General features: G+C 68.5%; 17 protein-coding genes, 1 tRNA gene and 1 riboswitch. Of the genes, 14 read left to right on the top strand and 4 right to left on the bottom strand.

All coding sequences use genetic code 11. The annotated features are described in order from the left end of the window. Positions 1-3: 3 nt before the first annotated feature. Positions 4-1,650 carry an FAD-dependent monooxygenase gene (locus CUJ89_RS05245; protein ID WP_114176431.1) on the bottom strand — a complete coding sequence of 549 codons (1,647 nt, stop codon included), beginning with the start codon at positions 1,648-1,650 and terminating at the stop codon, positions 4-6. 130 nt (positions 1,651-1,780) lie between these two features. Here CUJ89_RS05245 and CUJ89_RS05240 point away from each other — a divergent pair, with 130 nt between their 5' ends. Then, positions 1,781-3,619 carry a tetratricopeptide repeat protein gene (locus tag CUJ89_RS05240; RefSeq protein WP_415859036.1) on the top strand — a complete coding sequence of 613 codons (1,839 nt, stop codon included), beginning with the start codon at positions 1,781-1,783 and terminating at the stop codon, positions 3,617-3,619. Positions 3,620-3,830: 211 nt separating this feature from the next. Here CUJ89_RS05240 and CUJ89_RS05230 read toward each other — a convergent pair whose 3' ends face one another. Both CUJ89_RS05230 and CUJ89_RS05225 read right to left on the bottom strand, forming a co-directional pair. Then, positions 3,831-4,529, bottom strand: coding sequence for a DUF2968 domain-containing protein (locus tag CUJ89_RS05230; protein WP_114176428.1), 699 nt, complete (start codon positions 4,527-4,529; stop codon positions 3,831-3,833). A 115-nt stretch (positions 4,530-4,644) separates the two neighbouring features. Further along, positions 4,645-5,814, bottom strand: coding sequence for a gamma-glutamyl-gamma-aminobutyrate hydrolase family protein (locus tag CUJ89_RS05225; protein ID WP_114176427.1), 1,170 nt, complete (start codon positions 5,812-5,814; stop codon positions 4,645-4,647). Between the two features lie 280 nt (positions 5,815-6,094). On the opposite strand from CUJ89_RS05225, the gene CUJ89_RS05215 reads away from it, so the two are divergent. The 7 genes from CUJ89_RS05215 (at position 6,095) to CUJ89_RS05175 (ending at position 14,029) form a co-directional block, all read left to right on the top strand. Continuing rightward, the gene (locus CUJ89_RS05215; RefSeq protein ID WP_114176426.1) at positions 6,095-6,775 is read left to right on the top strand and encodes a GntR family transcriptional regulator; all 681 of its coding nucleotides are present in this window, start codon (positions 6,095-6,097) and stop codon (positions 6,773-6,775) included. A 7-nt stretch (positions 6,776-6,782) separates the two neighbouring features. Further along, positions 6,783-8,159, top strand: coding sequence for an amidase (locus tag CUJ89_RS05210; protein WP_114176425.1), 1,377 nt, complete (start codon positions 6,783-6,785; stop codon positions 8,157-8,159). A gap of 138 nt (positions 8,160-8,297) precedes the next feature. Then, positions 8,298-8,810, top strand: coding sequence for a disulfide bond formation protein B (locus tag CUJ89_RS05205; RefSeq protein ID WP_114176424.1), 513 nt, complete (start codon positions 8,298-8,300; stop codon positions 8,808-8,810). 593 nt (positions 8,811-9,403) lie between these two features. Further along, positions 9,404-10,408: a xanthine dehydrogenase accessory protein XdhC gene (xdhC, locus tag CUJ89_RS05200; RefSeq protein WP_114176423.1), complete on the top strand. Its 1,005-nt coding sequence runs from the start codon at positions 9,404-9,406 to the stop codon at positions 10,406-10,408. Positions 10,409-10,426: 18 nt separating this feature from the next. After that, positions 10,427-11,452 (top strand): adenosine deaminase, encoded by a 1,026-nt coding sequence (locus tag CUJ89_RS05195; protein ID WP_114176422.1) that lies wholly within the window; start codon positions 10,427-10,429, stop codon positions 11,450-11,452. A gap of 326 nt (positions 11,453-11,778) precedes the next feature. Beyond that, a complete protein-coding gene (gene guaD, locus CUJ89_RS05185; protein WP_114176420.1) occupies positions 11,779-13,095 on the top strand; it encodes a guanine deaminase in 1,317 nt (438 codons plus the stop codon). Between the two features lie 145 nt (positions 13,096-13,240). Further along, a riboswitch (yybP-ykoY riboswitch) is annotated at positions 13,241-13,378 on the top strand. A 78-nt stretch (positions 13,379-13,456) separates the two neighbouring features. Then, on the top strand, positions 13,457-14,029 hold the full coding sequence (locus CUJ89_RS05175) for a TMEM165/GDT1 family protein (protein WP_114176419.1): 573 nt from the start codon (positions 13,457-13,459) through the stop codon (positions 14,027-14,029). A 52-nt stretch (positions 14,030-14,081) separates the two neighbouring features. On the opposite strand, the gene CUJ89_RS05170 is transcribed toward CUJ89_RS05175, so the two are convergent. Then, on the bottom strand, positions 14,082-14,780 hold the full coding sequence (locus tag CUJ89_RS05170; protein ID WP_114176418.1) for a DUF4136 domain-containing protein: 699 nt from the start codon (positions 14,778-14,780) through the stop codon (positions 14,082-14,084). A 187-nt stretch (positions 14,781-14,967) separates the two neighbouring features. On the opposite strand from CUJ89_RS05170, the gene pepN reads away from it, so the two are divergent. The 6 genes from pepN to CUJ89_RS05140 all read left to right on the top strand — a co-directional run bounded on the left by pepN (position 14,968) and on the right by CUJ89_RS05140 (position 22,329). After that, on the top strand, positions 14,968-17,661 hold the full coding sequence (gene pepN, locus CUJ89_RS05165) for an aminopeptidase N (RefSeq protein ID WP_114176417.1): 2,694 nt from the start codon (positions 14,968-14,970) through the stop codon (positions 17,659-17,661). Between the two features lie 278 nt (positions 17,662-17,939). Next, positions 17,940-18,950 carry a class 1 fructose-bisphosphatase gene (locus tag CUJ89_RS05160; protein ID WP_114176416.1) on the top strand — a complete coding sequence of 337 codons (1,011 nt, stop codon included), beginning with the start codon at positions 17,940-17,942 and terminating at the stop codon, positions 18,948-18,950. A 206-nt stretch (positions 18,951-19,156) separates the two neighbouring features. After that, a tRNA-Thr gene (locus CUJ89_RS05155) sits at positions 19,157-19,232 on the top strand. Between the two features lie 169 nt (positions 19,233-19,401). Continuing rightward, a complete protein-coding gene (locus tag CUJ89_RS05150) occupies positions 19,402-20,211 on the top strand; it encodes a helix-turn-helix transcriptional regulator (protein WP_114176415.1) in 810 nt (269 codons plus the stop codon). Positions 20,212-20,386: 175 nt separating this feature from the next. Further along, complete coding sequence (locus CUJ89_RS05145) at positions 20,387-22,120, top strand: FAD-dependent oxidoreductase (protein ID WP_114176414.1); 1,734 nt, start codon at positions 20,387-20,389, stop codon at positions 22,118-22,120. Further along, entirely contained in the window at positions 22,117-22,329 is a 213-nt protein-coding gene (locus CUJ89_RS05140; RefSeq protein WP_114176413.1) for a hypothetical protein, read from the top strand. The genes CUJ89_RS05145 and CUJ89_RS05140 overlap by 4 nt, the downstream gene beginning before the upstream one ends. The last annotated feature ends 218 nt before the right edge of the window (positions 22,330-22,547 follow it).

Here is a 22,547-nt window from a genome sequence, read left to right as displayed (position 1 = left end):
CCGCTACGCGGGCGGCGACATGCCCGCGAACCAGTTTTCGCAGTGGCGCAGCAGCGCGCTCGCGTCGGTCGGCGTGCGCCCGCGCGCGGCGACGTAGCCATCGGGGCGCAGCAGGTAAAACGACGGCCGCGAGCGGCCGTACTCCTGTGCAAGCCCGGCGGCACCGTCGCCTTCGGCATCGGCGACGCGCCACACGCGCACCGCATCCGGCATGATCCGTTCGAGCCCCTGCACGAGCGCCTGCGCATCGGCCGCCATGGGTGGCGCCTCGCTGGCGTCGGCATTCGCCGGCTCTTCCAGCAGCAGCAGCGTGAAACTCGCCGGATCGTGCAGGTCGTATAGCCGCGCCGTTCCGGGCGCCTGACCGAGCGGCCCGTCGATCACGTGCACGAGCGCATCGGGCGCCCGCTCGCCTGCGCGCGGCCCGCCGTCGAGCACGCGCTCCAGCGTGAGCGGGCTCTTCCGGTACTGCACGCCGAGCTCGCTGACCGTGCGCCGCACCGCATCGCGCATCGGCCCGAACGACGCCAGCAGCGGCACGACATGATCGCGCAGCAGCTTCATCGCGCCACGCTCGGCTTCGACGATCTGCGTGACAAGACTGGTCTGTCGCAACACGTCGCGCTCGATCGGATGGCGCTCCGCGTGATAGGTGTCGAGCAGCCGCTCGGGCGTACCCGCGCCGAGCACGCGCGCGAGCTTCCAGCCAAGATTGAATGCTTCCTGAATGCCGGTGTTCATGCCCTGCGCGCCGGCCGGGCTGTGGACATGCGCGGCGTCACCCGCGAAGAACACGCGGCCGTGACGCAGCCGGTCGATCATCCGGCTGTGCAGGTGAAAATAGGACGACCATGCGAGATCGCTCGGCGAGATCGACACGCCCGCACGGGCACGCACGATCGCGTCGCATTCCGCGAGCGACGGGGTCGGCGCATCGGGCGACGCGTCACTGCCGGGCGGCCGGTCGGCCACGAGCCGGTAACGGCCGCCACCCATCGGAAACAGGCCTGCAATGCCTTCGGGCGTGGTGAACAGGTGGATCTCTTCGTCCGGCCAGTCGGGTATGGCCGCGAAATCGGCGAGCAGGAAAGTTTGTTCGTACGCATGCCCGGCGAAGCCCAGGCCGAGCAGATGCCTGACCGTGCTGTGTGCGCCGTCGGCGGCGATCAGGTACGACGGCGCGAACGACTCGTCGCGGCCGTCGGCGCTGCGGATCGACACGTCGAGCGACGTGCCGCCCGCGTTGCATGCGGTCAGCGTCGCGCCGCGCTCGACCGTCACGCCGAGCCGGGCCAGGTGCTCGGCGAGCAGGCGCTCGGTGATGCGCTGGTCGAGAAACAGCAGATACGGATAGCGTGTTTGCAGCGGATCGAAATCGAGCCGCGCAATCACGCGGCCGTCGGCATGCAGCGCGGCCGCATGCGCGCGATGGCCGAGCGCGAGAAACGGCTCGACCGCACGATGCTGCTCCAGCAGTTCGAGCGTGCGCGCCTGGATGCCGATCGCGCGCGAATACGGCGCGGGCGCAGCGAGCCGATCGATGATGCGCACCGGTACGCGAGCCCGCGCGAGGCTCATCGCCGCGGCAAGACCGGTCGGCCCCGCGCCGACGATCAGCACGGGCGGGATATCGGACAGTGTGTCAGCCATGCGAACCTCGATGACACGCGACCCTGCAAGTCTACGCCGCTCCGCGTGACGGGGCCATATGCCGACCGGCCGACGCGCGGCACCTCCGCGCGGTGTGGGAAAATACGCGCTTTCCGTCAGTTATCGCGTCATGGATTCCGAATTCGACCGAGCGTATGCCGCACACCGCGCAGGCCGCCTCGCCGAGGCCGAGCACGGCTATCGCGCCGCGCTCGCCGCCAACCCCGCCGACGCCGACGCGCTGCATCTGTTCGGCGTGCTGCGGCACCAGCAGGGCCAGCACGCCGAGGCGGCCGATCTCGTCGGCCGCGCCGTCGCGCTGCGTCCGGACGATGCCGCGCTGCAGCTCAATCTCGGCAACGCGCTGAAAGCGCTCGGCCGGCTCGACGAAGCGATCGACCGCTTTCGCAACGCGCTGACGCTCGCGCCCGAATTTCCGCTCGCGCACTACAACCTCGGCAACGCGTATGCGGCGCTACAGCGCCACGACGATGCGATCGATGCATTCGGCCGCGCGCTCCGGCTCACGCCCGATGACGCATCGATCCACAACAATCTCGGCAACGCGCTGAACGCGCTCGGCCGCCACGACGGCGCGCTCGCCGCTTTCCGTCGCGCGCTCGAACTGCGGCCGGGGCATGCGGGCGCGCACAACAACCTCGCGATGGCGCTGAATGCGATGGGCCGCGCCGACGACGCGATCGCGCACTTCCAGGCCGCGATCGCCGCGCAGCCGCGCTTCGTCGCCGCGCATTTCAATCTCGGCAACACGTTCGATGCGGTCGGCCGGCATGCCGACGCGGCCGCCGCGTTCGAAGCCGCGCTCGCGCTGCATCCGCCGTTTCCGCTCGCGCTGTTCGGGCTCGCGAACGCACTGTGCGCGCAGGCGCGCCACCGCGACGCACTGCCCTACTACGAGCGCGCCGTCGGTCTCGATCCGTCGTTCAGCCTGGCCTGGCTGAATCTCGGCAACGCCCATCACGCGCTCTGCGCGCACGAGATGGCACTGCGCGCATTCGACCAGGCGCTGCGCGTCGCGCCCGATCTCACGCTCGCGCGGCTGCACCGCGCGGTCACGCTGCTGACGCTCGGCGACTTCACGCGCGGCCTGCCCGCGTACGAAGCGCGCCACGAGACGCCGGGCGCGACACCGCTCGGCACGCTGCCGCGCTGGCAAGGCGAGCCGATTGCGTCAAGCACACTGCTGATCCGCGCGGAACAGGGGTTCGGCGACACGCTGCAGTTCGTCCGCTTCGTGCCGCTCGCCCGCGCACGCTGCGCGCGTGTCGTGCTCGAAGTCCAGCCGGAACTCGTCGCGCTGCTGGCGCCGGCCGCGTCGCGCTGGCGCGTGACGCTCGTCGCACAAGGTGCCGCGAAGCCGCCTGCGGCGGATGTCGCCTGCACGCTGATGAGCCTGCCGTTCCTGCTCGGGCTTCAGCCGGAGGACATCGTCGCGGGCTCGCGCTACCTCGATGCCCCCGACGGCGCCGGCCGGCGCTTTCGCGGCTCGCTCGGCGGGCAATCGAAGCGCAAGTTCGGCCTCGCCTGGTCGGGGCGCCGGCAGGCGCAGGAAAACCGCTCGATGCCGTTCGACGCGCTCGCGCCGCTGCTCGCGCTGCCGGACATCGACTGGATCGTGCTGCAGCCCGCACTCGACGACGATGAACGCGTGCGCGTCGACGCGCATCCGCGCGTGCATCGCCTCGACGGCCGGTTCAACGACTTTGCCGACACGGCCGCACTGATCGAGCGGCTCGACGGCGTCGTCACGATCGATACGGCGGTCGCGCACCTCGCGGGCGCGCTCGGCAAGCCGCTGTGGGTCATGCTGCCGTTCGCGCCCGACTGGCGCTGGTTCACCGGCGACGATTGCCCGTGGTATCCGCATGCCAGGATCGCCCGCCAGCCCGCGCCGGGACAATGGCTCGACGTGGCAGCCGCGGTCGCCGGCGCGCTGCGCGAAGCCTGAACACAGACGAAAAAAACGACAGCCACAGTTCGACCGCGAGCAGCCGCAGGAACGACGGGGTGCCGACAAGCCACAGCACGGCCGGGCAGGCCGACAGCAGGGTCAGCACTGTGAACGCGATCAGCACCGGGCGACGGCCGCCCAATAAAAAAACCGGCGCAGACCGCTTCGCCGGGTTTCGTTCGTCTCGCCCCGTCTGTCCGACGAATCGTTACTTGTGCGCGGGCAGCCCCGTCTCGGTCTGCTTCTCGAGCTGCCGCACCTGCTCCTGCAGATCGCGCAACTGCAACTGCGCGGCCCGCTTCTCGACCTGCAGCGCCTGTGTCTGCTCCTGGGCCGACCTCTGCCGCTGCGCGACTTCGGCCTGCTGGCTGCGCGCGACGCCCAGGTCGGCCTGCAACTGCTGCGCACGATTCGCCTGCAGCGCGATCACGCGTTCGAGAAACGCCTTCTGCGCCTGCAACTCGGTACGGCAGATTTCGATATCGGCGAGTTGCACGGTCTGCTGGACGAAGTTCGCGTACACCATCTCCGCGCGGTTCTTCTCCTGCGACCGGATCACGCGCCACAGATTCCTGTCCTGGAACAGCGCAACGTAGTACGTCATCTCGCGCGGATCGAACATCAGGCTCGCGCCGTAACTGCCGTTGTACGTCGTGCGCATCTCGACGATCCGGCCGTCGTGCAGCATCTGCGTCAGTTCGGCGACGTTGCCTTGCGCGGTTGCATCCGTCGCGGCGGCGGCGGAGGCCGCTGGCGACGCATCGCCGCTCAGGCTCGTTACCGCCGGACGCGTACCGGCGACAGGCGCGGTCGCGTCGGCGGACCAGGCCGCGCCCGCTTGCGCGCAGGCGGCCAGTGCAACGATCCACGTTGCGCATCGTGCAGCGGAAAAATTCTGGAAAGCCAACGTTGGACTCCGGCGAACGAATCGGAACTCGCGATTATCGTTCAGAACCAAACGGCCGCATCTCGAATTTATCGGGATGCGGCCGGCCTTCGCGCGATGCAAGGAATGTGGCTTTCTACAGGCGGGTTTCGCGCGACGCGCGCAGGAACGCATCGAGCAGCGGCGTGCAGTCGAGCAGCTCCGAGCCGCCCGCCCGATGGAACTCGGGGTGCCATTGCACGCCGACGACGAACGGCGAACGCCGATGGCGGATGCCCTCGATGATCCCGTCGCCGGCCGACACGGCCTCGATGTTCAGATCGCGGCCGAGATCGCGGATCGCCTGATGGTGGATCGAGTTGACGATCGCTTCGCTGCGCCCGGGAAACATGCTCGCGAGCGTCGACGTGTCGGGGAAGCGGATTGCGTGACGATGCTGGTCGTAATGCTCGCTCACGTGCGCATGCGCGGTCGGCACATCGGTGGCGATGTCCTGATACAGCGAGCCGCCGAACGCGACGTTGATCAGCTGGCAGCCGCGACACACGCCGAGGACGGGTTTGCCGGACTCGACGAACTCGTGCAGCAGTTCGAGTTCGTACATGTCGCGCACACGATCGCCCGGCCATTCGGGGCGAGCGTCCGACGCCGCGTAGGTTTGCGGCGACACGTCGGCGCCGCCCTGCAGCAGCAGGCCGTCGAGATGCTTCGCGTAGTCGCGCAGGCGGATGTTGCTCGGGTGAATCATGCCCTGGTGGCCGACGGTCGGAATCATGAATACGAGCACATCGCGCGACATCACCCAGTGTGCGATCGATTCCTCGAGATACTGCAGCGTCTTGCCCCGCAGCCCCTTCGCACCCGGTTCCGGATGGAAGATCCGCGCCGACACGCCGATGCGCAGCGTGCGCTGCGTGATGCGCTGGCCGGCGCGGTCGAACAGCCGGCGCGCGCGGGCGGCAACGATCCGGCCAAACACCGACCACGGCGTGTCGCTCTGCTTCAGGTAGGCCGGCGGCGCATTCTGCGCGTTCGCGGGCGGCGGCCGCGGCGTGTCGAAATCGGGCGCCGCGCCGAACCCGGGCGGCGGCGCGCCAGGCTTAGGCGGCACGGCAGCGCCCGTCGCGCCGGGCGCACCCGGCTCGGACGCAGCCGTGACCGGCGACGCGCCGTCCACGGCGACGTTCTGCGCGGCGGCCTGCGCTGCCGGCGCATCAGGCGTTTTCGCCGGATCGGGACGGGGAGAATCGGAAGAAGGGGAAAGGGTGCCGGGCAGACCGGCCGGGGAAGGCGTGTATTCGCTCATGACGATGGTCTGGTACGTCGCTCACGCGTATCGATAGACGAGGGTTCATTATGCTTCAGTGCACGATCGCACGGCAAACCTGCAACATCCTGTCGATATTGTTGCAAGTTGGTGGCAAACCACGCCGGGGAGCGTCCCCGTTCGCATGCAGGCGACATCGAAGTCTCGTCGCTCGCACTGGACACCAGTGATATATCACAATAATATCCAGGCATCGTCCACGCTTTCCGAGCGCCCGCGCCATGATCGCGCCCCGTCCGGCCACCGCGCCGCAACCCGCATGAATGCCCTGACCGACGTCTCTCGCGACCGGCCCGCCGCGTCGGCGGTCAGTCTCGCCGACCGAGCCTACGCGTTGATCCAGCGCGACATCATCACGATGCGCCTGAAGCCGGGCGCCGCGCTCAACGAAGCCGACCTCGTCGCGCGCACGGGGATCGGCCGCACGCCGGTGCACCAGGCCGTGCATCGGCTCGTGCTCGAAGGGCTGCTGTCCGTGATGCCGCGCAAGGGGTTGATGGTACAGCCGCTGTCGCTCGACGACATCGTCGCGGTGATCGACGTGCGGCGCATCAACGAAGCGCACTGTGCCGAACTCGCCGCTCGCCATGCAGCGCCCGACGATCTCGCGCGCATGGCCGCGCTGCTCGACGACGGGCAAGCCTGCGTCGATACGCACGACGTCGAGGGCATGATGGAACTCGATCGCGCGTTTCATCAGGCGATAGCCGCGGCCGCGCGCAATGCGGTCCTCGCCGAGATCCTGCGCGCGCTGCACGAGCGTTCGCTGCGCTTCTGGTTCGTCACGCTGTCCGAACCTCACCATCTAGCCGACGTCCAGCACGAGCATCGCGAACTGTTCGAACGGCTGTCCGCGCGCGACGCCGCCGGCGCGCGCGCGGCCGTCGAAGGCCATATCGATTCGTTCCGCTCCACGCTTCTTCAACATCTTCGCCCCTGAGCCGCCCATGACCACTTTCACGCCCTTCCCCCCGCTCGCCCAGCTCGCCGCCGACCTCGCCGCCGGCCGGACCACGAGCCGCGCGCTCGTCGACGCCGCGCTCGACCGGATCGCCGATCCGTCGGGCCAGGGCGCCGTCGTCTTCACCGAAGTCGATGCCGACAACGCGCGCGCGGCCGCCGATGCGCACGACCGGCTGCGCGCCGCAGGCACCGTGCTGTCGCCGCTCGCGGGCATTCCCGTGTCGGTCAAGGACCTGTTCGACGTCGCGGGCCAGGTGACGCGGGCGGGTTCGCGCGTACTCGACGGCGCGCCGGCCGCGAGCACCGATGCGGTGGCCGTCGCGCGGCTCAAGCGCGCGGGCGCGGTGCTGGTCGGCCGCACGAACATGAGCGAGTTCGCGTTCTCGGGGCTCGGGCTGAATCCGCACTTCGGCAATCCGCGCTCGCCGTACCACCGCGACGTGCCGGGCGATGCGCGGATTTCCGGCGGCTCGTCGTCCGGCGCGGCCGCGTCCGTCGCCGACGGGATGGCCGCCGTCGCGCTCGGCACCGACACGGGCGGCTCGATCCGCATTCCGGCCGCACTGTGCGGGCTGACGGGCTTCAAGCCGACCGCGAACCGGATCCCGACGCAAGGCGGCGTGCCGCTGTCGACCACGCTCGACTCGTTCGGCCCGATCGGCCTGACGGTCGCATGCTGCGCGCTCGTCGACCGGATGCTCGCAGGCCTCGAACCGCACGTGCCGGCCGCGCGGCCGCTCGAAGGCGTGCGGCTCGGCGTGCTGACGAACTACGTGACGGACGGCGTCGATGCCGACGTCGCGGCCGCGCTCGACGCCGCGCTCAAGCATCTCGAAGCCGCCGGCGCGATCGTCACGGAAGTGCGCTTCCCTGCGCTCGACCGGCTGCCGGACATCAATCGCTTCGGCTTCTCGCCGATCGAGGCCTACGCGTGGCATCGCCCGCTGCTCGCGCAACATCGCGACCAGTACGACCCGTGCGTGCTCACGCGGATCCTGAAGGGCGAACCCGCGAGCGCGGCCGACTATCTCGACCTGCTCGCCGCGCGCGCCGCGATGCTCGACGAAGCCGCGCACACGGTCTGGTCGCGCTTCGATGCGCTTGTCGCGCCGACGGTGCCGGTCGTGCCGCCGCGCATCGCCGAACTCGAAGCGGACGAGGCCGCGTTCACGCGCACCAATGCGCTGATCCTGCGCAACCCGAGCGCGTTCAACTTCCTCGACGCGTGCGCGCTGTCGCTGCCGTGCCATCCGCGCGACGCGGCGCCAGTCGGCCTGATGCTCGCGGCGGCGCCGCATCGCGACGACGCGTTGCTCGCGATCGGCCAGTCGGTAGAGGCCGTGCTGAAAACGATCCGCTGACCGCGCAAACCGATTGACGGGGGGCGGCGCGCGCGGTGCGGCAGGGTGCCGCACGCGCGCTGTCAGTTTCGTGCCAGACCATTCGCGCTAAAATCGCGCGATTGTTTTCCGGACCGACCCACGAGGAACCCCGCCGACATGAACGACTACACGCTTGCGCTACGCCGCGAACGCCGCCTGCTGATGCTGCTCGGATGGGTGTGCATCGCCCTGCTGGCCGGTGCGCTGTACCTGCAGTACGTGAAGAACGAAGATCCGTGCCCGCTGTGCATCATCCAGCGCTACTTCTTCGCCGCGATCGGGATCTTCGCGTTCCTCGCCGCCGGGATCCGCAACTGGCGCGTAATCTGGGTGCTCGAGCTGCTGATCGCAATCGCCGCGGCCGGCGGCGTCGGCACGGCCGCACGGCACCTGTCGATCCAGATGAATCCGGGCTTCAGCTGCGGCTTCGACACGCTGCAGCCGATCGTCGACAGCCTGCCGCCCGCGCAGTGGTTCCCCGGCATGTTCAAGGTCGCCGGGCTGTGCGAGACCGTCTACCCGCCGATCTTCGGCATCCTGCTGCCCGGCTGGGCGCTGATCGGCTTCGCCGCGATCCTGATTGCCGTCGTCGCGAGCCTCTGGCGCCATCGCCGCAAGCTCGCGGCCTGACCGGCCGGTTTCGCGCCTCCCCTGCGCGCGGCCCTGCCGGACGCTTTCGCAGACAGCATCCGGCCGGCCGCACCTAGCCGGCCGCGCGTAAACACCTAATCCGCCGCCGCCCGGATTTCCGGGCGAACGCGCGTCGCGCGACTTCCGCACCAGCGCCCCGTCACGCATGCGTTTCGGCCCGATGCGCACGCATCGGCGCCCCGCTACCGCGCGACGGGCCTATGATCGACATGATCGCCTCCTGATAGCCCGGATCACCGCCCGGCGATGTTCCCGCCGCATTGCGGTGCTATCTTCGTGACTGGATGGCGATCTACGTGCGCGAGGCCAGGCGGTCTCACCACCCCCTGCGTAACGCGCGCCCGATCCGCAATGTCGACTGAATTCATCATGACAACGCAAACCATCCGCATCCGTCACCCTCATGGCGTCCGCGCGTCCGGCGGCGCCGTTCGCGCGCGCCGTCAGCGCGCCGCCGCCGCACCGCATCGGCCGAGCGGCCGGCCTGCCCCGCTCCCGTCCGTCCTCGTTGCCGCCGCGCCCGCCAGCCCGCGCCGCGTGTCGTGCCGCGTCGTCCCGAACGGAGCGTGCTGATGGAAGCCTGGCTCGGCGATCTGCAGCAACTGCTCGCGCACGGCGAAGCGGCCGTGCTCGTGACGGTCGCGCACACCGACGGCTCCGCGCCGCGCGAAGCCGGCACCAAGATGCTCGTCACGCGCGACATGGCCCGCCATACGATCGGCGGCGGTCATCTGGAATGGAAGGCGATCGAGATCGCTCGGCACCTGCTGAAGGATGGCGCGCACGTGCCCCACGCGCGCAGGCTCGAGCGGCTCGCGCTCGGCCCGAGCCTCGGCCAGTGCTGCGGCGGTGCGGTCGTACTCGCGTTCGAGCGGCTCGACGTCGGCGATCTCGGCTGGATCATGTCGCTCGCGAAGCGCGTCGCGGCAGGCGCCGCGACCGTGCGTAGCGTATCATTCGGCCCCTCGCCGGGCGCGCCGCTGCTGAGCGAGCCCGAATCGCAGGCCGCGCGTGCCGACTGCCTGCTGTGGGAAACCGGCGGCGTATCGCTGATGACCGAAACGATCGCGCCGTATGCGTTCCCCGTCATGCTATTCGGCGCCGGGCACATCGGCACCGCGCTCGTGAAGGTGCTGGCGACGCTGCCGTGCAACGTGCGCTGGATCGACGGGCCCGATGCGGTGTTCCCGCCGGCCGATGCGCTCGCCGGCATCGGCAATCTCGCGATCGACGCGGCCGCTTCCCCGGCAGACGCCGTCGACGCGGCGCCGCCGCAGTCCTACTTCGTCGTGATGACGCACGACCACGCACTCGATTTCGTGCTGGCCGAGCGCATCCTTCGACGCGGCGACTATGCGTACTTCGGGATGACCGGCTCGCACGCGAAACGCGTGCAGTTCGATCATCGCCTCGCGGCCATCGGCATCGACCCGGCGCAGGTCGCGCGGATGCGCTGCCCGATCGGTGTCGAAGGCATCATCGACAAGGCGCCCGAAGTCATCGCGATCTCGGTGGCCGCGCAGTTGCTGCAGGCCGTCGAGGCGAACGCGCCCGCGCAGGCTTCCCCTACCTACTGACCGACCAAGAACGACGCCATGACCCCGACATTCAAGGACAAGATCGCCCGCGCGCCGAAAGCGGAGCTGCACATCCATATCGAAGGCTCGCTCGAGCCCGAACTGATTTTCGCGCTCGCGCAGCGTAACGGCGTGAAGCTCGCGTACGACTCGATCGACGCGCTGCGCGCCGCATACGCGTTCACCGACCTGCAGTCGTTCCTCGACATCTATTACGCAGGCGCGAGCGTGCTGCTGACCGAGCAGGATTTCTACGACATGACGGCCGCGTACTGCGAACGCGCGCTCGCCGACCACGTCGTCCACACCGAACTGTTCTTCGACCCGCAGACGCACACCGAGCGCGGCGTACCGATCGACACGGTTGTCGCGGGCATCGAGCGCGCACTCGCCGATGCCGAGCAGCGCGGGCTGTCGAGCAAGCTGATTCTGTGCTTCCTGCGCCACCTGTCCGAAGAGGACGCGCTCGCGACGTTCGAATCCGCGTTGCCGCTGTTCGAGCGCTATCGCCATCGCCTGATCGGCGTCGGCCTCGACTCGTCCGAGCTCGGCCATCCGCCGACGAAATTCGCGCGCGTGTTCGAAAAGGCGCGCGCGCTCGGGCTGAAGCTCGTCGCGCATGCGGGCGAGGAAGGCCCGCCCGCCTACATCTACGAAGCGCTCGACGTGCTGAAGGTCGACCGGATCGACCACGGCGTGCGCAGCATCGAGGACGCGGCACTCGTCGAACGCCTCGCCAGGACGCGCACGGCGCTCACCGTCTGCCCGCTGTCGAACCTGAAGCTGTGCGTGTTCGACGACATGGCGAAGCACACGCTGAAGGCGCTGCTCGATCGCGGCGTCGCGGTGACGATCAACTCCGACGATCCGGCCTATTTCGGCGGCTACGTCAATGAAAACTACTTCGCGACGGCCGAAGGGCTGCGCCTCACGGATGCCGAAGTCCATGCGGTGATCCGCAACGGCTTCGAGGCGTCGTTCATCGACCCGGCGCAGCGCGACGCACTGTTCGCGCGCCTCGACGCGTACTGGCAGGCCGCGTGACGGCCGGCATCGAGGTGCGCTAGACAGATGAAACACGGCAACGGCATCCGCTTCGCGACAACCGGTCCGGCCTTGCGCCGGGCCGATCGCATGCGTGCGCGCAGCGCGAGCGCAATCGCAGCGAGGTTCGCCGGCGACCACGCGATGGCGGCCCCGGCCGCCGCACTCGCCTGTGCAATCGCATCCGGTCGTGCCGCACGCAGCGTGCCGCGACCGCTCGCGAAGCGCCGTCCCGCACCCGTGCGGGCGGTGCCATCCATGCCGTCGCCCGCGCGGCGTCGATCGATTTCCTCTGTTCGCCTTACCTTGATGCAGGACCATTCGTCATGACGCAAACCGCTTTTCGTTCCCAACTGCTGACCTTCAACGGCGACCCGGCGCAATCGAGCCAGGCCGCGAACTACGAAACCGACGGCCTCCTGATCGTCGACGACGGCAAGGTCGTCGCGGCCGGCCCGTATGCGCAGCTCGCCGCGACGCTCGCGCGCGACGCGATCGTCCATGACCTGCGCGACAAGCTGATCGTGCCCGGCTTCATCGACACGCACATCCACTATCCGCAGACGGACATGATCGCGTCGCCGGCACCGGGCCTGCTGCCGTGGCTGGACAAGTACACGTTCCCGACCGAGCGCCAGTTCGGCGATCCCGAGCATGCGCGCGAAGTCGCCGACTTCTTCGTCGACGAACTGCTCGCGTGCGGCACGACGAGCGCGCTCGTCTACTGCACGGTGCACAAGCAGTCGGCCGACGCGCTGTTCGCGGCGAGCGACGCGCGCGACCTGCGGATGATCGCGGGCAAGGTGCTGATGGACCGCAACTGCCCCGAATTCCTGCGCGACACCGCGCAATCGGGTTATGACGACAGCGCCGAGCTGATCGGCCGCTGGCACGGCAAAGGCCGCCAGATGTACGCGCTCACGCCGCGCTTCGCGCCGACGTCGACCGAGGCGCAACTCGAGGCGTGCAGCGAACTCGCGCGCCGCCATCCGGACGTGTTCGTGCAAAGCCACGTCGCGGAAAACGTCGACGAGGTGAAATGGGTGGCCGAGCTGTTCCCCGGCCATCGCAGTTATCTCGACATCTACGACCGCTACGGGCTGCTGCGGCCGCGCGCGGTGTACGGTCACTGCATCCACCTCGACGACGAGGACCGCCGCCGGATGGCCGAGACACGCACCGTCGTCGCGCACTGCCCGACGTCGAACTTCTTCCTCGGCAGCGGGCTGTTCGATTTCGACAAGGCCGGCGAATACGACGTGCCCGTGACGCTCGCCACCGACGTCGGCGGCGGCACGTCGTTCTCGATGCTGCAGACGATGAACGAAGCACACAAGGTCGCGCGGCTGTCGGGCCACCACCTGACCGCGACGCGGATGTTCTGGCTCGCGACGGCCGGCGCCGCGCAGGCGCTCGACCTCGCCGACACGGTCGGCACGCTCGCGCCGCGCACCGAGGCCGACTTCATCGTGCTCGATCCGCAGGCGACGCCGCTGCTCGCGCGTCGCACGAAGCGCGCGGATTCGCTCGAGGAACTGTTGTTCGCGTTCGCGCTGCTCGGCGACGACCGCGCGGTGTATCGCACCTATGCGGCCGGCGCGCTCGTCCACGAGCGCGGCGCGGCACGCCGCGCCGCCGCGTAACGGCCCGCCGGGCGCCCGTCCCGGCATGCGCGCGCGTCCGCCACCGCGCATGCCGGACAGTCGAACGCGCCCCGCGCCGATCGCGCTCCGACGCTCCGCGCGGCAGTTCGACCGCTTTCCCGTGCGTGACGCGCCGTGCTAAAATCCGCCGCTCATTGGGGAGTAGCCGCTCCGCTCGATGTCCCGCGCTACCGGCGCGCATCGTGACGGAGGCGTCCGTCAACAGACTTGGCCGTTTGGCCATGGCGGGCGCAGCCACCTAGGCCTGGCGAGACCGATGGTTCACAGTGCGCCGCATCAGGGCCCGGCGCGCCGTGGATCGTCGCTCGCACGCACAACGCCGGCCCGCGGAACCCCATACGTGACCCAAGCCTTCCTGATTTCCACCGGCGCCGTCGCCCTCGCTGAAATCGGCGACAAGACCCAACTGCTTTCCCTCGTGCTGGCCGCGCGCTATCGCAAGCCGGTGCCGATCATCCTCGGCGTACTCGTCGCGACGCTCGTCAACCACGGTTTCGCAGGCGCGCTCGGCGAATGGCTCGGCGTGCTCGTCACGCCGTCGATCATGCGCTGGACGCTCGCGTTCTCGTTCATCGCGATGGGGTTGTGGATCCTGGTGCCGGACAAGCTCGATGCCGACGAAGCCAATGCCAACCGCTCGCGGCTCGGCGTGTTCGGCGCGACCCTCGTGGCGTTCTTCCTCGCGGAAATGGGCGACAAGACGCAGATCGCGACCGTCGCGCTTGCCGCTCGCTTCCAGGACTACATCGGCGTCGTGGCCGGCACGACGTTCGGGATGATGCTCGCGAACGTGCCCGCGATCCTGCTCGGCGACCGCTTCGCGCACCGTCTGCCGACGAAGCTCGTACACGGGATCGCGGCCGTGCTGTTCGTCGTGCTCGGCGCGCTGGCGCTGCTGGGCGTCGGGGTCTGACGGACGGAGGTGGCCGGCGCGGCCGGGCGGCCGCGCCGATGCCGACGCCGCGCTACTTCGCGACGGCTGCGCCCGAAGCCGGCGCAGCCGGCACCGCGCGCTCGTTGGCGGCCGGCGCCGCCGGCCCGCCACGCTTGTCGACCGGCAGCCGGACCGAGCGGACCGCGCCGTTCGACAGCGGGAAATCGGCGAGCGCGCTGCGTGCCAGGAACGGCATCGCGTACAGCAGCGTGCCGTTGTCGCCGGTCGTGCGTGCGGATACGTTGTAGACCTCCTTGCCCGTTGCGCGCTCGGTGATACGGATGCCGAGCATGTAGTCGAACACCTGGTACGTCTGCGCGACATAGCCGGCCGGCATCGGCCCCCAGGGCCCCCACGGACCCCACGGGCCGCGCCGCCAGTACGGCCCGGGCGCGAACCACGGATCGTAGTAGACCGGCTGCGGCACCGTCACGAGATCGCTGCCGACCGCATAGGTCAGCCCGACGAGATACCGCGCCTGCGCCTGCGGCACCTGCCGGAACGCATATGCGGACAGTTCGCCTGCGACGATCGGCTCGTAGGTCGACTGCTCGATGCTGTTCTTCTGCGCATCGGTGCGCGTGAACGCATAGGTGCGTGTCGCGTCGCTGCCGCTCCAGTCGGAGAAGGCCGTGACCTGGGTCGTCACGTAGCTGGTGCAGCCCGTCAGCAGCGCCACGCACAGCACCGCCGCCCAGCCCGCACTGCGTTGAATCCATTCGCGTTTCATGTTGATCCTCGTCGATCCATCACCCGTTCGTCGCACCGCGCGAACCGTAACGGGATGCCGATAATACGCGGACTGCCGGAACCGGTAAAAAGTTCGCGCGGCACGCAGCCGCAAGCCTTTGTACAATGGCCCGGTTCGCCCGGCCCGCGCCGCCGGCCCGTCCCCCATTCCACCAATCTCGACGACCATGTCCGACAACGCCTCCTCCACCGTGATCCGCCGCGCCGACTACACGCCGCCGGCCTTCCTCATCGATTCCGTCGCACTCGAATTCGATCTCGCGCCGGCCCGCACGATCGTCAGGAATACGATGCGCGTGCGCCGCAATCCGGACGCCGCGCCCGCGCCGCACCTGGAGCTGATGGGCGAAGCGCTCGAATTTCTCGGCGCACGGCTGGATGGCGCGCCGCACGGCGCCGTGCGCGCGCACGAACACGGGCTGACCGTCGAGAACGTCCCCGATGCATTCGAGCTGACGCTCGAAAGCGCGTGCGCGCCCGACCAGAATACGACGCTGTCGGGCCTCTATGTGTCGAGCGGCAACTTCTTCACGCAGTGCGAAGCCGAAGGCTTCCGCCGCATTACCTACTTCCTCGACCGCCCCGACGTGATGGCGTCGTACACGGTGACGCTGCGCTCCGACAAGGCCGCGTACCCGGTGCTGCTGTCGAACGGCAACCTCGTCGATTCGGGCGACCTGCCCGACGGCCGCCACTTCGCAAAGTGGGAAGACCCGTTCCGCAAGCCGAGCTACCTGTTCGCGCTCGTCGCGGGCACGCTCGTCGCGATCGAGGAGACGATCACGACCGGCTCGGGCAAGGAAAAGCTGCTGCAGGTGTGGGTCGAGCCGGCCGATCTCGACAAGACGCGTCACGCGATGGATTCGCTGATCCACTCGATCCGCTGGGACGAGAAGCGCTTCGGCCTCGAACTCGATCTCGACCGCTTCATGATCGTCGCGGTCGGCGACTTCAACATGGGCGCAATGGAAAACAAGGGGCTCAACATCTTCAACACGAAGTACGTGTTGGCGAACCCCGAGACCGCGACCGACACCGATTTCGCGAACATCGAGTCGGTGGTCGGCCACGAGTACTTCCACAACTGGACGGGCAACCGCGTGACCTGCCGCGACTGGTTCCAGCTGAGCCTGAAGGAAGGTCTGACGGTGTTCCGCGACCAGGAATTCTCGGCCGACATGGCCGCGGGCGACGAGGTCGAATCGGCGGCCCGCGCGGTCAAGCGCATCGAGGACGTGCGCGTGCTGCGCCAGTTGCAGTTCGCCGAGGACGCGGGCCCGATGGCGCACCCGGTGCGCCCGGAGAGCTACGTCGAAATCAACAACTTCTACACGATGACCGTCTACGAGAAAGGCTCGGAAGTCGTGCGGATGTACCAGACGCTGTTCGGCCGCGACGGCTTCCGCAAGGGGATGGACCTGTACTTCAAGCGCCACGACGGCCATGCGGTGACCTGCGACGACTTCCGTCACGCGATGGCCGACGCGAACGGGCGCGACCTCGCGCAGTTCGAGCGCTGGTACAGCCAGGCCGGCACGCCGCGCGTGTCGGTGCGCACCGCGTACGACGCGGCCGCGCGCCGCTATACGGTCACGCTCGCGCAGGGCTACGGCGACGCGTCGCCGGCCGCGCGCGACACCCAGCAGGGGCCGCTGCTGATTCCGTTCGCGATCGGCCTGATCGGCCGCGACGGCCGAGACCTGCCGCTGCATCTCGACGGCGAAGCCGCCGCATCGGGCACGACGCGTGTGCTCGACTTCACCGACACCGAGCAGACCTTCACGTTCATCGACGTACCGGCAGAACCGCTGCCGTCGCTGCTGCGCAACTTCTCGTCGCCGGTGATCGTCGAGTACGACTACAGCGACGACGACCTCGCGTTCCTGCTCGCGCACGACAGCGATCCGTTCAACCGCTGGGAGGCCGGCCAGCGCCTCGCGACGCGCGCGCTGCTGACGCTCGCCGCGCGTGCCGCCGCGAACGAGCCGCTCACGCTCGGCGAGAACTTCGTCGCCGCGTTCCGCCGCGTCCTGGCCGACGCGACGCTGTCGCCGGCGTTCCGCGAACTCGCGCTGACGCTGCCGTCGGAAACCTATCTCGCCGACCAGATGGCCGAGGCCGATCCGGCCGCCGTGCATCGCGCACGCCTGTTCGTGCGTCGCCAGCTCGCGACCGCGCTGCGCGCCGACTGGCTCGCCGCGTACGAACAGCACCAGACGCCCGGCGCATACGAGCCGACGCCGGAGGCCGCCGGCCGCCGTGCGCTGAAGAATCTCGCGCTCGCGTATCTCGCCGAACTCGACGACCCGGCCGATGCCGTGCGCCTCGCGACCGCGCAGTACGACGCGGCGAACAACATGACCGATCGCGCGGCTGCGCTCGGCGCGCTGCTGTCCGCCGCGGCCGCGGGCGCGAACGGGCCGGCCGAGCATGCGCTCGACGACTTCTATCGCCGTTTCGAGAAGGAAGCGCTCGTGATCGACAAGTGGTTCGCGATGCAGGCTGCGCAACGCGGCACGCCCGCGCAGCCGACCCTCGCGAAGGTTCGCAAGCTGTTCGCGCATCCCGCGTTCAACCTGAAGAATCCGAACCGCGCGCGCTCGCTGATCTTCAGCTTCTGCGCGGCCAACCCCGCGCAATTCCACGCGGCGGACGGCTCGGGTTACGCGTTCTGGGCCGAACAGGTGCTCGCGCTCGACGCGATCAACCCGCAGGTCGCCGCGCGCCTTGCCCGCTCGCTCGAACTGTGGCGCCGCTTCACGCCCGCGCTGCGCGACCGGATGCGCGAAGCGCTCGAACAGGTCGCCGCCGGCGCGAAATCGCGCGACGTGCGCGAGATCGTCGAGAAGGCGCTCGCGTAACGCAATCGCTCGCATCGCGCCCGCGCGATACAGCCGGCGCCGCCTGTCGCGGCGCCGGTTTTTTATTGCGCAAGTGCAACCGGAACCGGGCGGAATCGCGGGGTCTGATCGCGCGATTTGCCGCCGCTGCCATGCGCATCCCGCCCGTCGCCGAAGCAGGAACCCGGGCCGATTCGGCCGCCCGGCCATGTAACCGGACGAAAAAAGCCGGCGGCACGGGAAGCACGGCGGGTAAAATTGCGACCATTCAAGGATTCTTTGGCCTTTCGGAGTCTGTCATGTCCATTGCCCGCCGCACCACGCTGTCGAAGTTCCTGATCGAACAGCAACGTGAGACCAACAACCTCCCCGCCGACCTGCGCCTGCTGATCGAAGTCGTCGCACGCGCGTGCAAGGCGATCAGCTACAACGTGTCGAAGGGTGCGCTCGGCGAAGCGCTCGGTACCGCCGACAGCGAGAACGTCCAGGGCGAAGTGCAGAAGAAGCTCGACATCCTGTCGAACGAGATCCTGCTCGACGCGAACGAATGGGGCGGCAACCTCGCCGCGATGGCGTCGGAAGAAATGGAAACGTTCTTCCCGATCCCCGCGAACTACCCGCGCGGCGAATACCTGCTCGTGTTCGACCCGCTCGACGGTTCGTCGAACATCGACGTGAACGTGTCGATCGGCACGATCTTCTCGGTGCTGCGCTGCCCGGACGGCAAGCAGGCGACCGAGGAATCGTTCCTGCAACCCGGCACGGAGCAGGTCGCGGCCGGCTACGCCGTCTACGGCCCGCAAACGGTGTTCGTGCTGACGACCGGCAACGGCGTGAACTGCTTCACGCTCGACCGCGAAGTCGGCTCGTGGGTACTCACGCAGAGCAACTTGCAGATCCCGGCCGACACGCGCGAATACGCGATCAACGCGTCGAACGCCCGCCACTGGTACGACCCGGTCAAGCGCTACATCGACGAGCTGAACGCCGGCAAGGACGGCCCGCGCGGCGACAACTTCAACATGCGCTGGGTCGCGTCGATGGTTGCCGACGTGCACCGGATCCTGAACCGCGGCGGCATCTTCATGTACCCGGCCGACAAGCGCACGCCCGATCGCCCGGGCAAGCTGCGCCTGATGTACGAAGCGAACCCGATGTCGTTCATCGTCGAACAGGCGGGCGGCGCCGCAACGACCGGCACGCAGCGCATCATGGAAGTGCAGCCGACGGGCCTGCACCAGCGCGTGCCCGTGTTCCTCGGTTCGAAGAATGAAGTCGAGCGCGTGACGGGCTATCACGACGACGCCTAATAATTTGCACTGCAGCACTGGACGGAGGTGCGCGACGCAAGTAAAATCGCGCCTCGCGATGTGGCCCTGACCGGTCGCATCGCAGTGAAGTGAAAGCGGGAAGTCCGCCGGATCGATGGTTTCGCGAAACAGCTGCAAGCTGAAAAAAATTCGCAAAACCTATTGCCAAGATCTCGGATTTGACCATATAATTTCATTTCTCTGCTGCCGGTGTAGCTCAGTTGGTAGAGCAGCGCATTCGTAATGCGAAGGTCGTAGGTTCGACTCCTATCTCCGGCACCAAGACATAAAGGTCTGACAAGCATCGCTTGTCAGACCTTTTCTCTTTTCCGGCGCCGAAATCGTGCGCCCGCCCTCTCCCCGCGCCACCTCCGCTTGCGGGCATCTCCCGACTCACGCGCCGCACGCCGCCGATTACAATCGCCGGACCACTCCGCCCTCTCCCCGCATCATGCGCACCTGGCGTCTCGAGCGACCGAATCTCACCGGGCAGTTGGACGTGTCCCGCGCAACAAGCCTCGTCGCCGCGATCGGGGGCAACGCGCCGAGCGCATTCGCGGCCGAAGTCCTGAAGCTGTTCGACGATGCGCTGTCCATCACGCAGTGCACGATCTTCGCGTACGAGTTCGGCAACCGCCCGCGCACGATGTCGGTCGCCGATCGTCGCGGCGGCCACTACCTGCGCGACATCGCCGACACCTACGCACGGCATTTCTACGCACTCGACGGCAATCAGCACATCGTGTCGGCCGCACCTCGCGGCGCACGCCGCCACGACCTGCTGCTGCACCAGCAAGCCGGCGACGAGATCGATCACGAAGCGTATCGTGCGGCGTGTTATCGCGGCCCCGACGTATCCGACCGGCTGGCGCTGCTGATGCAGCCCGACGATGCGACCTGGCTGTCGATCAACCTGTACCGCGCGCATCGCAGCGGCGCGTTCCAGCCGCGCGAGATCGCGTCGATCGAAGCGCTCGCGCCGCTGATCGCGCAGGCCGCGAAGCATCACTACGCACTCGCCGGCGCGACGCAGGTCGGCATCCCGCAACGAATGCTCGCACGGCTGCGCAGTGCATGCCCCGGGTTGTCCAAGCGCGAACTCGACGTGCTGCGCGGCGTGCTCGAAGGTCAGACCGCGCACGAGATCGGCGAAACTATCGGCGTGAAGGCATCGAGCGTCGTCACCTACCAGAAACGCGCGTACCGGCGCCTCGGCATCTCGAGCCAGCGCGAGCTGTTTGCGCTGTGCCTGCTGCCCTGAGTCCTCCCGGCGCGCGCTGAGCCTGTCGCGCCCGCTCCCGCGCCGCCTGCATCCGCCCGCTGTACCCGAAATGGGGACAACCGAGGCACGACCGGCTTCCATACTGCACCGACCCGTTGCACGCATCGCAGCATCGATGCGTGCGCGTCGAACCAGACCACCGTGGAAGCCAACGATGAACATCGAATTCAAGCGCTACCCGTTCGTCGCCGAACGCCATCCCGCGCATCTGCCGGACTGCGACGACGGCATCGATACGCGCCGGCATTGCGTCGCGATCGTCGGCGGCGGCCCCGTGGGCCTCGCCGTCGCGCTCGGTCTTGCGAACCACGGCATCCGCAGCGTGCTGATCGAGGCCGACGACTCGGTCTGCCACGGCAGCCGCGCAATCTGCATCTCGCGGCGCAGTCTCGAGATCATCGAGCGGCTCGGCGCGCTCGACGACTTCCTGCGCGTGGGGCTGCCATGGGCCGGCGGACGCAGCTTCTACCGTCGCGACGAAGTGCTGCATTTCACGATGCCGCAGGACGAGAACCAGAAGCTGCCGCCGATGGTGAATCTCGCGCAGTATCACATCGAGCAGTTCCTGCTCGACGCCGCGCGGCGGCGCCCCGAGCTCATCGAGATCCGCTGGCAGACGAAGGTCACCGGTGTGGCCCGGCAGCCGGACGGCGTGCGTCTGGACGTCGACACGCCGCTCGGCGGCTACGCGTTCGACGCCGACTGGGTCGTCGCGTGCGACGGCGGACGCAGCACGATGCGCGACGCACTCGGCCTGTCGCTCCACGGCACGAGCTACGAGGGCCGCTATGTGATCGTCGACATCGCACTCGACAGCGACCGGCCGACCGAACGGCTCGCGTACTTCGATCCGTCGTCGAACCCGGGTTCGACGGTACTCGTCCACAAGCAGCCCGACAACGTGTGGCGGATCGACTACCAGTTGCGCGACGACGAGGATGCCGAAGCGGCCGTGAAGCCCGAGAACGTGATCCCGCGCGTGCAGAACCTGCTCGACATGATGGGCGAGCGCGGCGACTGGTCGCCGATCTGGATCACGATCTACAAGGCAAACGCGCTGACGCTTGAACGCTACCGGCACGACCGCGTGCTGTTCTGCGGCGACGCCGCGCATCTCGTACCGATCTTCGGCGTGCGCGGCGCGAATTCGGGCATCGACGATGCCGACAACCTTGCATGGAAACTCGCATGCGTGATCCGCGGCCTCGCGGCGGATACGCTGCTCGACAGCTACTCGGACGAACGCGTGTACGCGACACACGAGAACCTGCGCTACGGCACGAAGAGCACCGAGTTCATGGCGCCGCCGTCGTTTGCATTCGAACTGATGCGCAGGGCCGTGCTGACGCTCGCGGTCCGGCATCCGGCGCTGCGCTCGCTGATCAACCCGCGCCAGACATCGGCAATCGCGTATGCGGCGTCGCCGCTCAACGCGGCCGAACGCGACGCCTTTGCAGCCGGCCCGGCGCCCGGCACGGTGCTCGCAGAATGCCCGCTGATGCTGTACGCGGCGCACGGCAGCGACACACGCCGCGGCCACCTGACCGATCTCGTCGCCCCGCGCTTCACCGCGCTCTGCTTCACGGCCGACGGCGTACCCGATCGATCGCTGGCCGATCTCGAACGGCACCTGCAGGATGCGCGGATACCGTTCGCGCTCGTCACGCTCGCACGGCACGCGGCTCCGCGGCAACCGTCCTGCGGCGGCCACGACGACAACGGCCGGCTGTTCGACATGTACGGCGCGCGCGACGGCACCGTCTATCTCGTGCGTCCGGACGGCCATGTACTCGGCCGTTGGCACGATGCTCGCGCCGGCGACGTGGCCGCCGCACTCGAACGCGCGCTCCATCCGTGCGCGTCAACCGATCTTCAGGAGACCGCATGATGACGGATGCCGAACGCGACACCCTCTACACCGACCTGTGCCGCACGATGACCCGTATCGGTGAAGCCGATGCGTCGCTCTTTCTCGCCCGTTTCGCACTGCTGTCGATCGAGACGATCGGCGATACCGCGACCGTCGCACGGCTGATCGCCGACGCAAGCGACGGACTGCCCGATGCGGGCATGTCGGCATCGGCGCACGCACGATGAGGCTCATGGCCGACATGATTTCCACCGGCAGTCATTTCTTACAAATTCATTTCGCCACGCATCGTCCGCGCACGAGCCGCGCCGTAAGCAGACGAATTCCCTGGAAAATCCGGTTAAGGGTGCATAACATTACTTAACGATTCTGACCCGCCTATCGCGTTACATTGCGTGGGCGGCGCGGCGGGTCGCACTGCCGCCTTCATCCAGCTTGCGGCGGC

This window comes from Burkholderia pyrrocinia (assembly GCF_003330765.1).
Taxonomy (GTDB): Bacteria; Pseudomonadota; Gammaproteobacteria; order Burkholderiales; family Burkholderiaceae; genus Burkholderia; species Burkholderia pyrrocinia_B.
Note: the sequence above shows the minus strand (reverse complement) of the source record. Positions and strands in the feature narration are given on the sequence as shown.

Excerpts from the sequence above, each read along its gene's own strand:
- CUJ89_RS05245 (WP_114176431.1), bottom strand. The coding sequence starts at position 1,650 with ATGGCTGACACACTGTCCGATATCCCGCCCGTGCTGATCGTCGGCGCG.
- CUJ89_RS05240 (WP_415859036.1), top strand. The coding sequence starts at position 1,781 with ATGGATTCCGAATTCGACCGAGCGTATGCCGCACACCGCGCAGGCCGC.
- CUJ89_RS05225 (WP_114176427.1), bottom strand. The coding sequence starts at position 5,814 with ATGAGCGAATACACGCCTTCCCCGGCCGGTCTGCCCGGCACCCTTTCC.
- CUJ89_RS05215 (WP_114176426.1), top strand. The coding sequence starts at position 6,095 with ATGAATGCCCTGACCGACGTCTCTCGCGACCGGCCCGCCGCGTCGGCG.
- CUJ89_RS05210 (WP_114176425.1), top strand. The coding sequence starts at position 6,783 with ATGACCACTTTCACGCCCTTCCCCCCGCTCGCCCAGCTCGCCGCCGAC.
- CUJ89_RS05205 (WP_114176424.1), top strand. The coding sequence starts at position 8,298 with ATGAACGACTACACGCTTGCGCTACGCCGCGAACGCCGCCTGCTGATG.
- xdhC (WP_114176423.1), top strand. The coding sequence starts at position 9,404 with ATGGAAGCCTGGCTCGGCGATCTGCAGCAACTGCTCGCGCACGGCGAA.
- CUJ89_RS05195 (WP_114176422.1), top strand. The coding sequence starts at position 10,427 with ATGACCCCGACATTCAAGGACAAGATCGCCCGCGCGCCGAAAGCGGAG.
- guaD (WP_114176420.1), top strand. The coding sequence starts at position 11,779 with ATGACGCAAACCGCTTTTCGTTCCCAACTGCTGACCTTCAACGGCGAC.
- CUJ89_RS05170 (WP_114176418.1), bottom strand. The coding sequence starts at position 14,780 with ATGAAACGCGAATGGATTCAACGCAGTGCGGGCTGGGCGGCGGTGCTG.
- pepN (WP_114176417.1), top strand. The coding sequence starts at position 14,968 with ATGTCCGACAACGCCTCCTCCACCGTGATCCGCCGCGCCGACTACACG.
- CUJ89_RS05160 (WP_114176416.1), top strand. The coding sequence starts at position 17,940 with ATGTCCATTGCCCGCCGCACCACGCTGTCGAAGTTCCTGATCGAACAG.
- CUJ89_RS05150 (WP_114176415.1), top strand. The coding sequence starts at position 19,402 with ATGCGCACCTGGCGTCTCGAGCGACCGAATCTCACCGGGCAGTTGGAC.
- CUJ89_RS05145 (WP_114176414.1), top strand. The coding sequence starts at position 20,387 with ATGAACATCGAATTCAAGCGCTACCCGTTCGTCGCCGAACGCCATCCC.
- CUJ89_RS05140 (WP_114176413.1), top strand. The coding sequence starts at position 22,117 with ATGATGACGGATGCCGAACGCGACACCCTCTACACCGACCTGTGCCGC.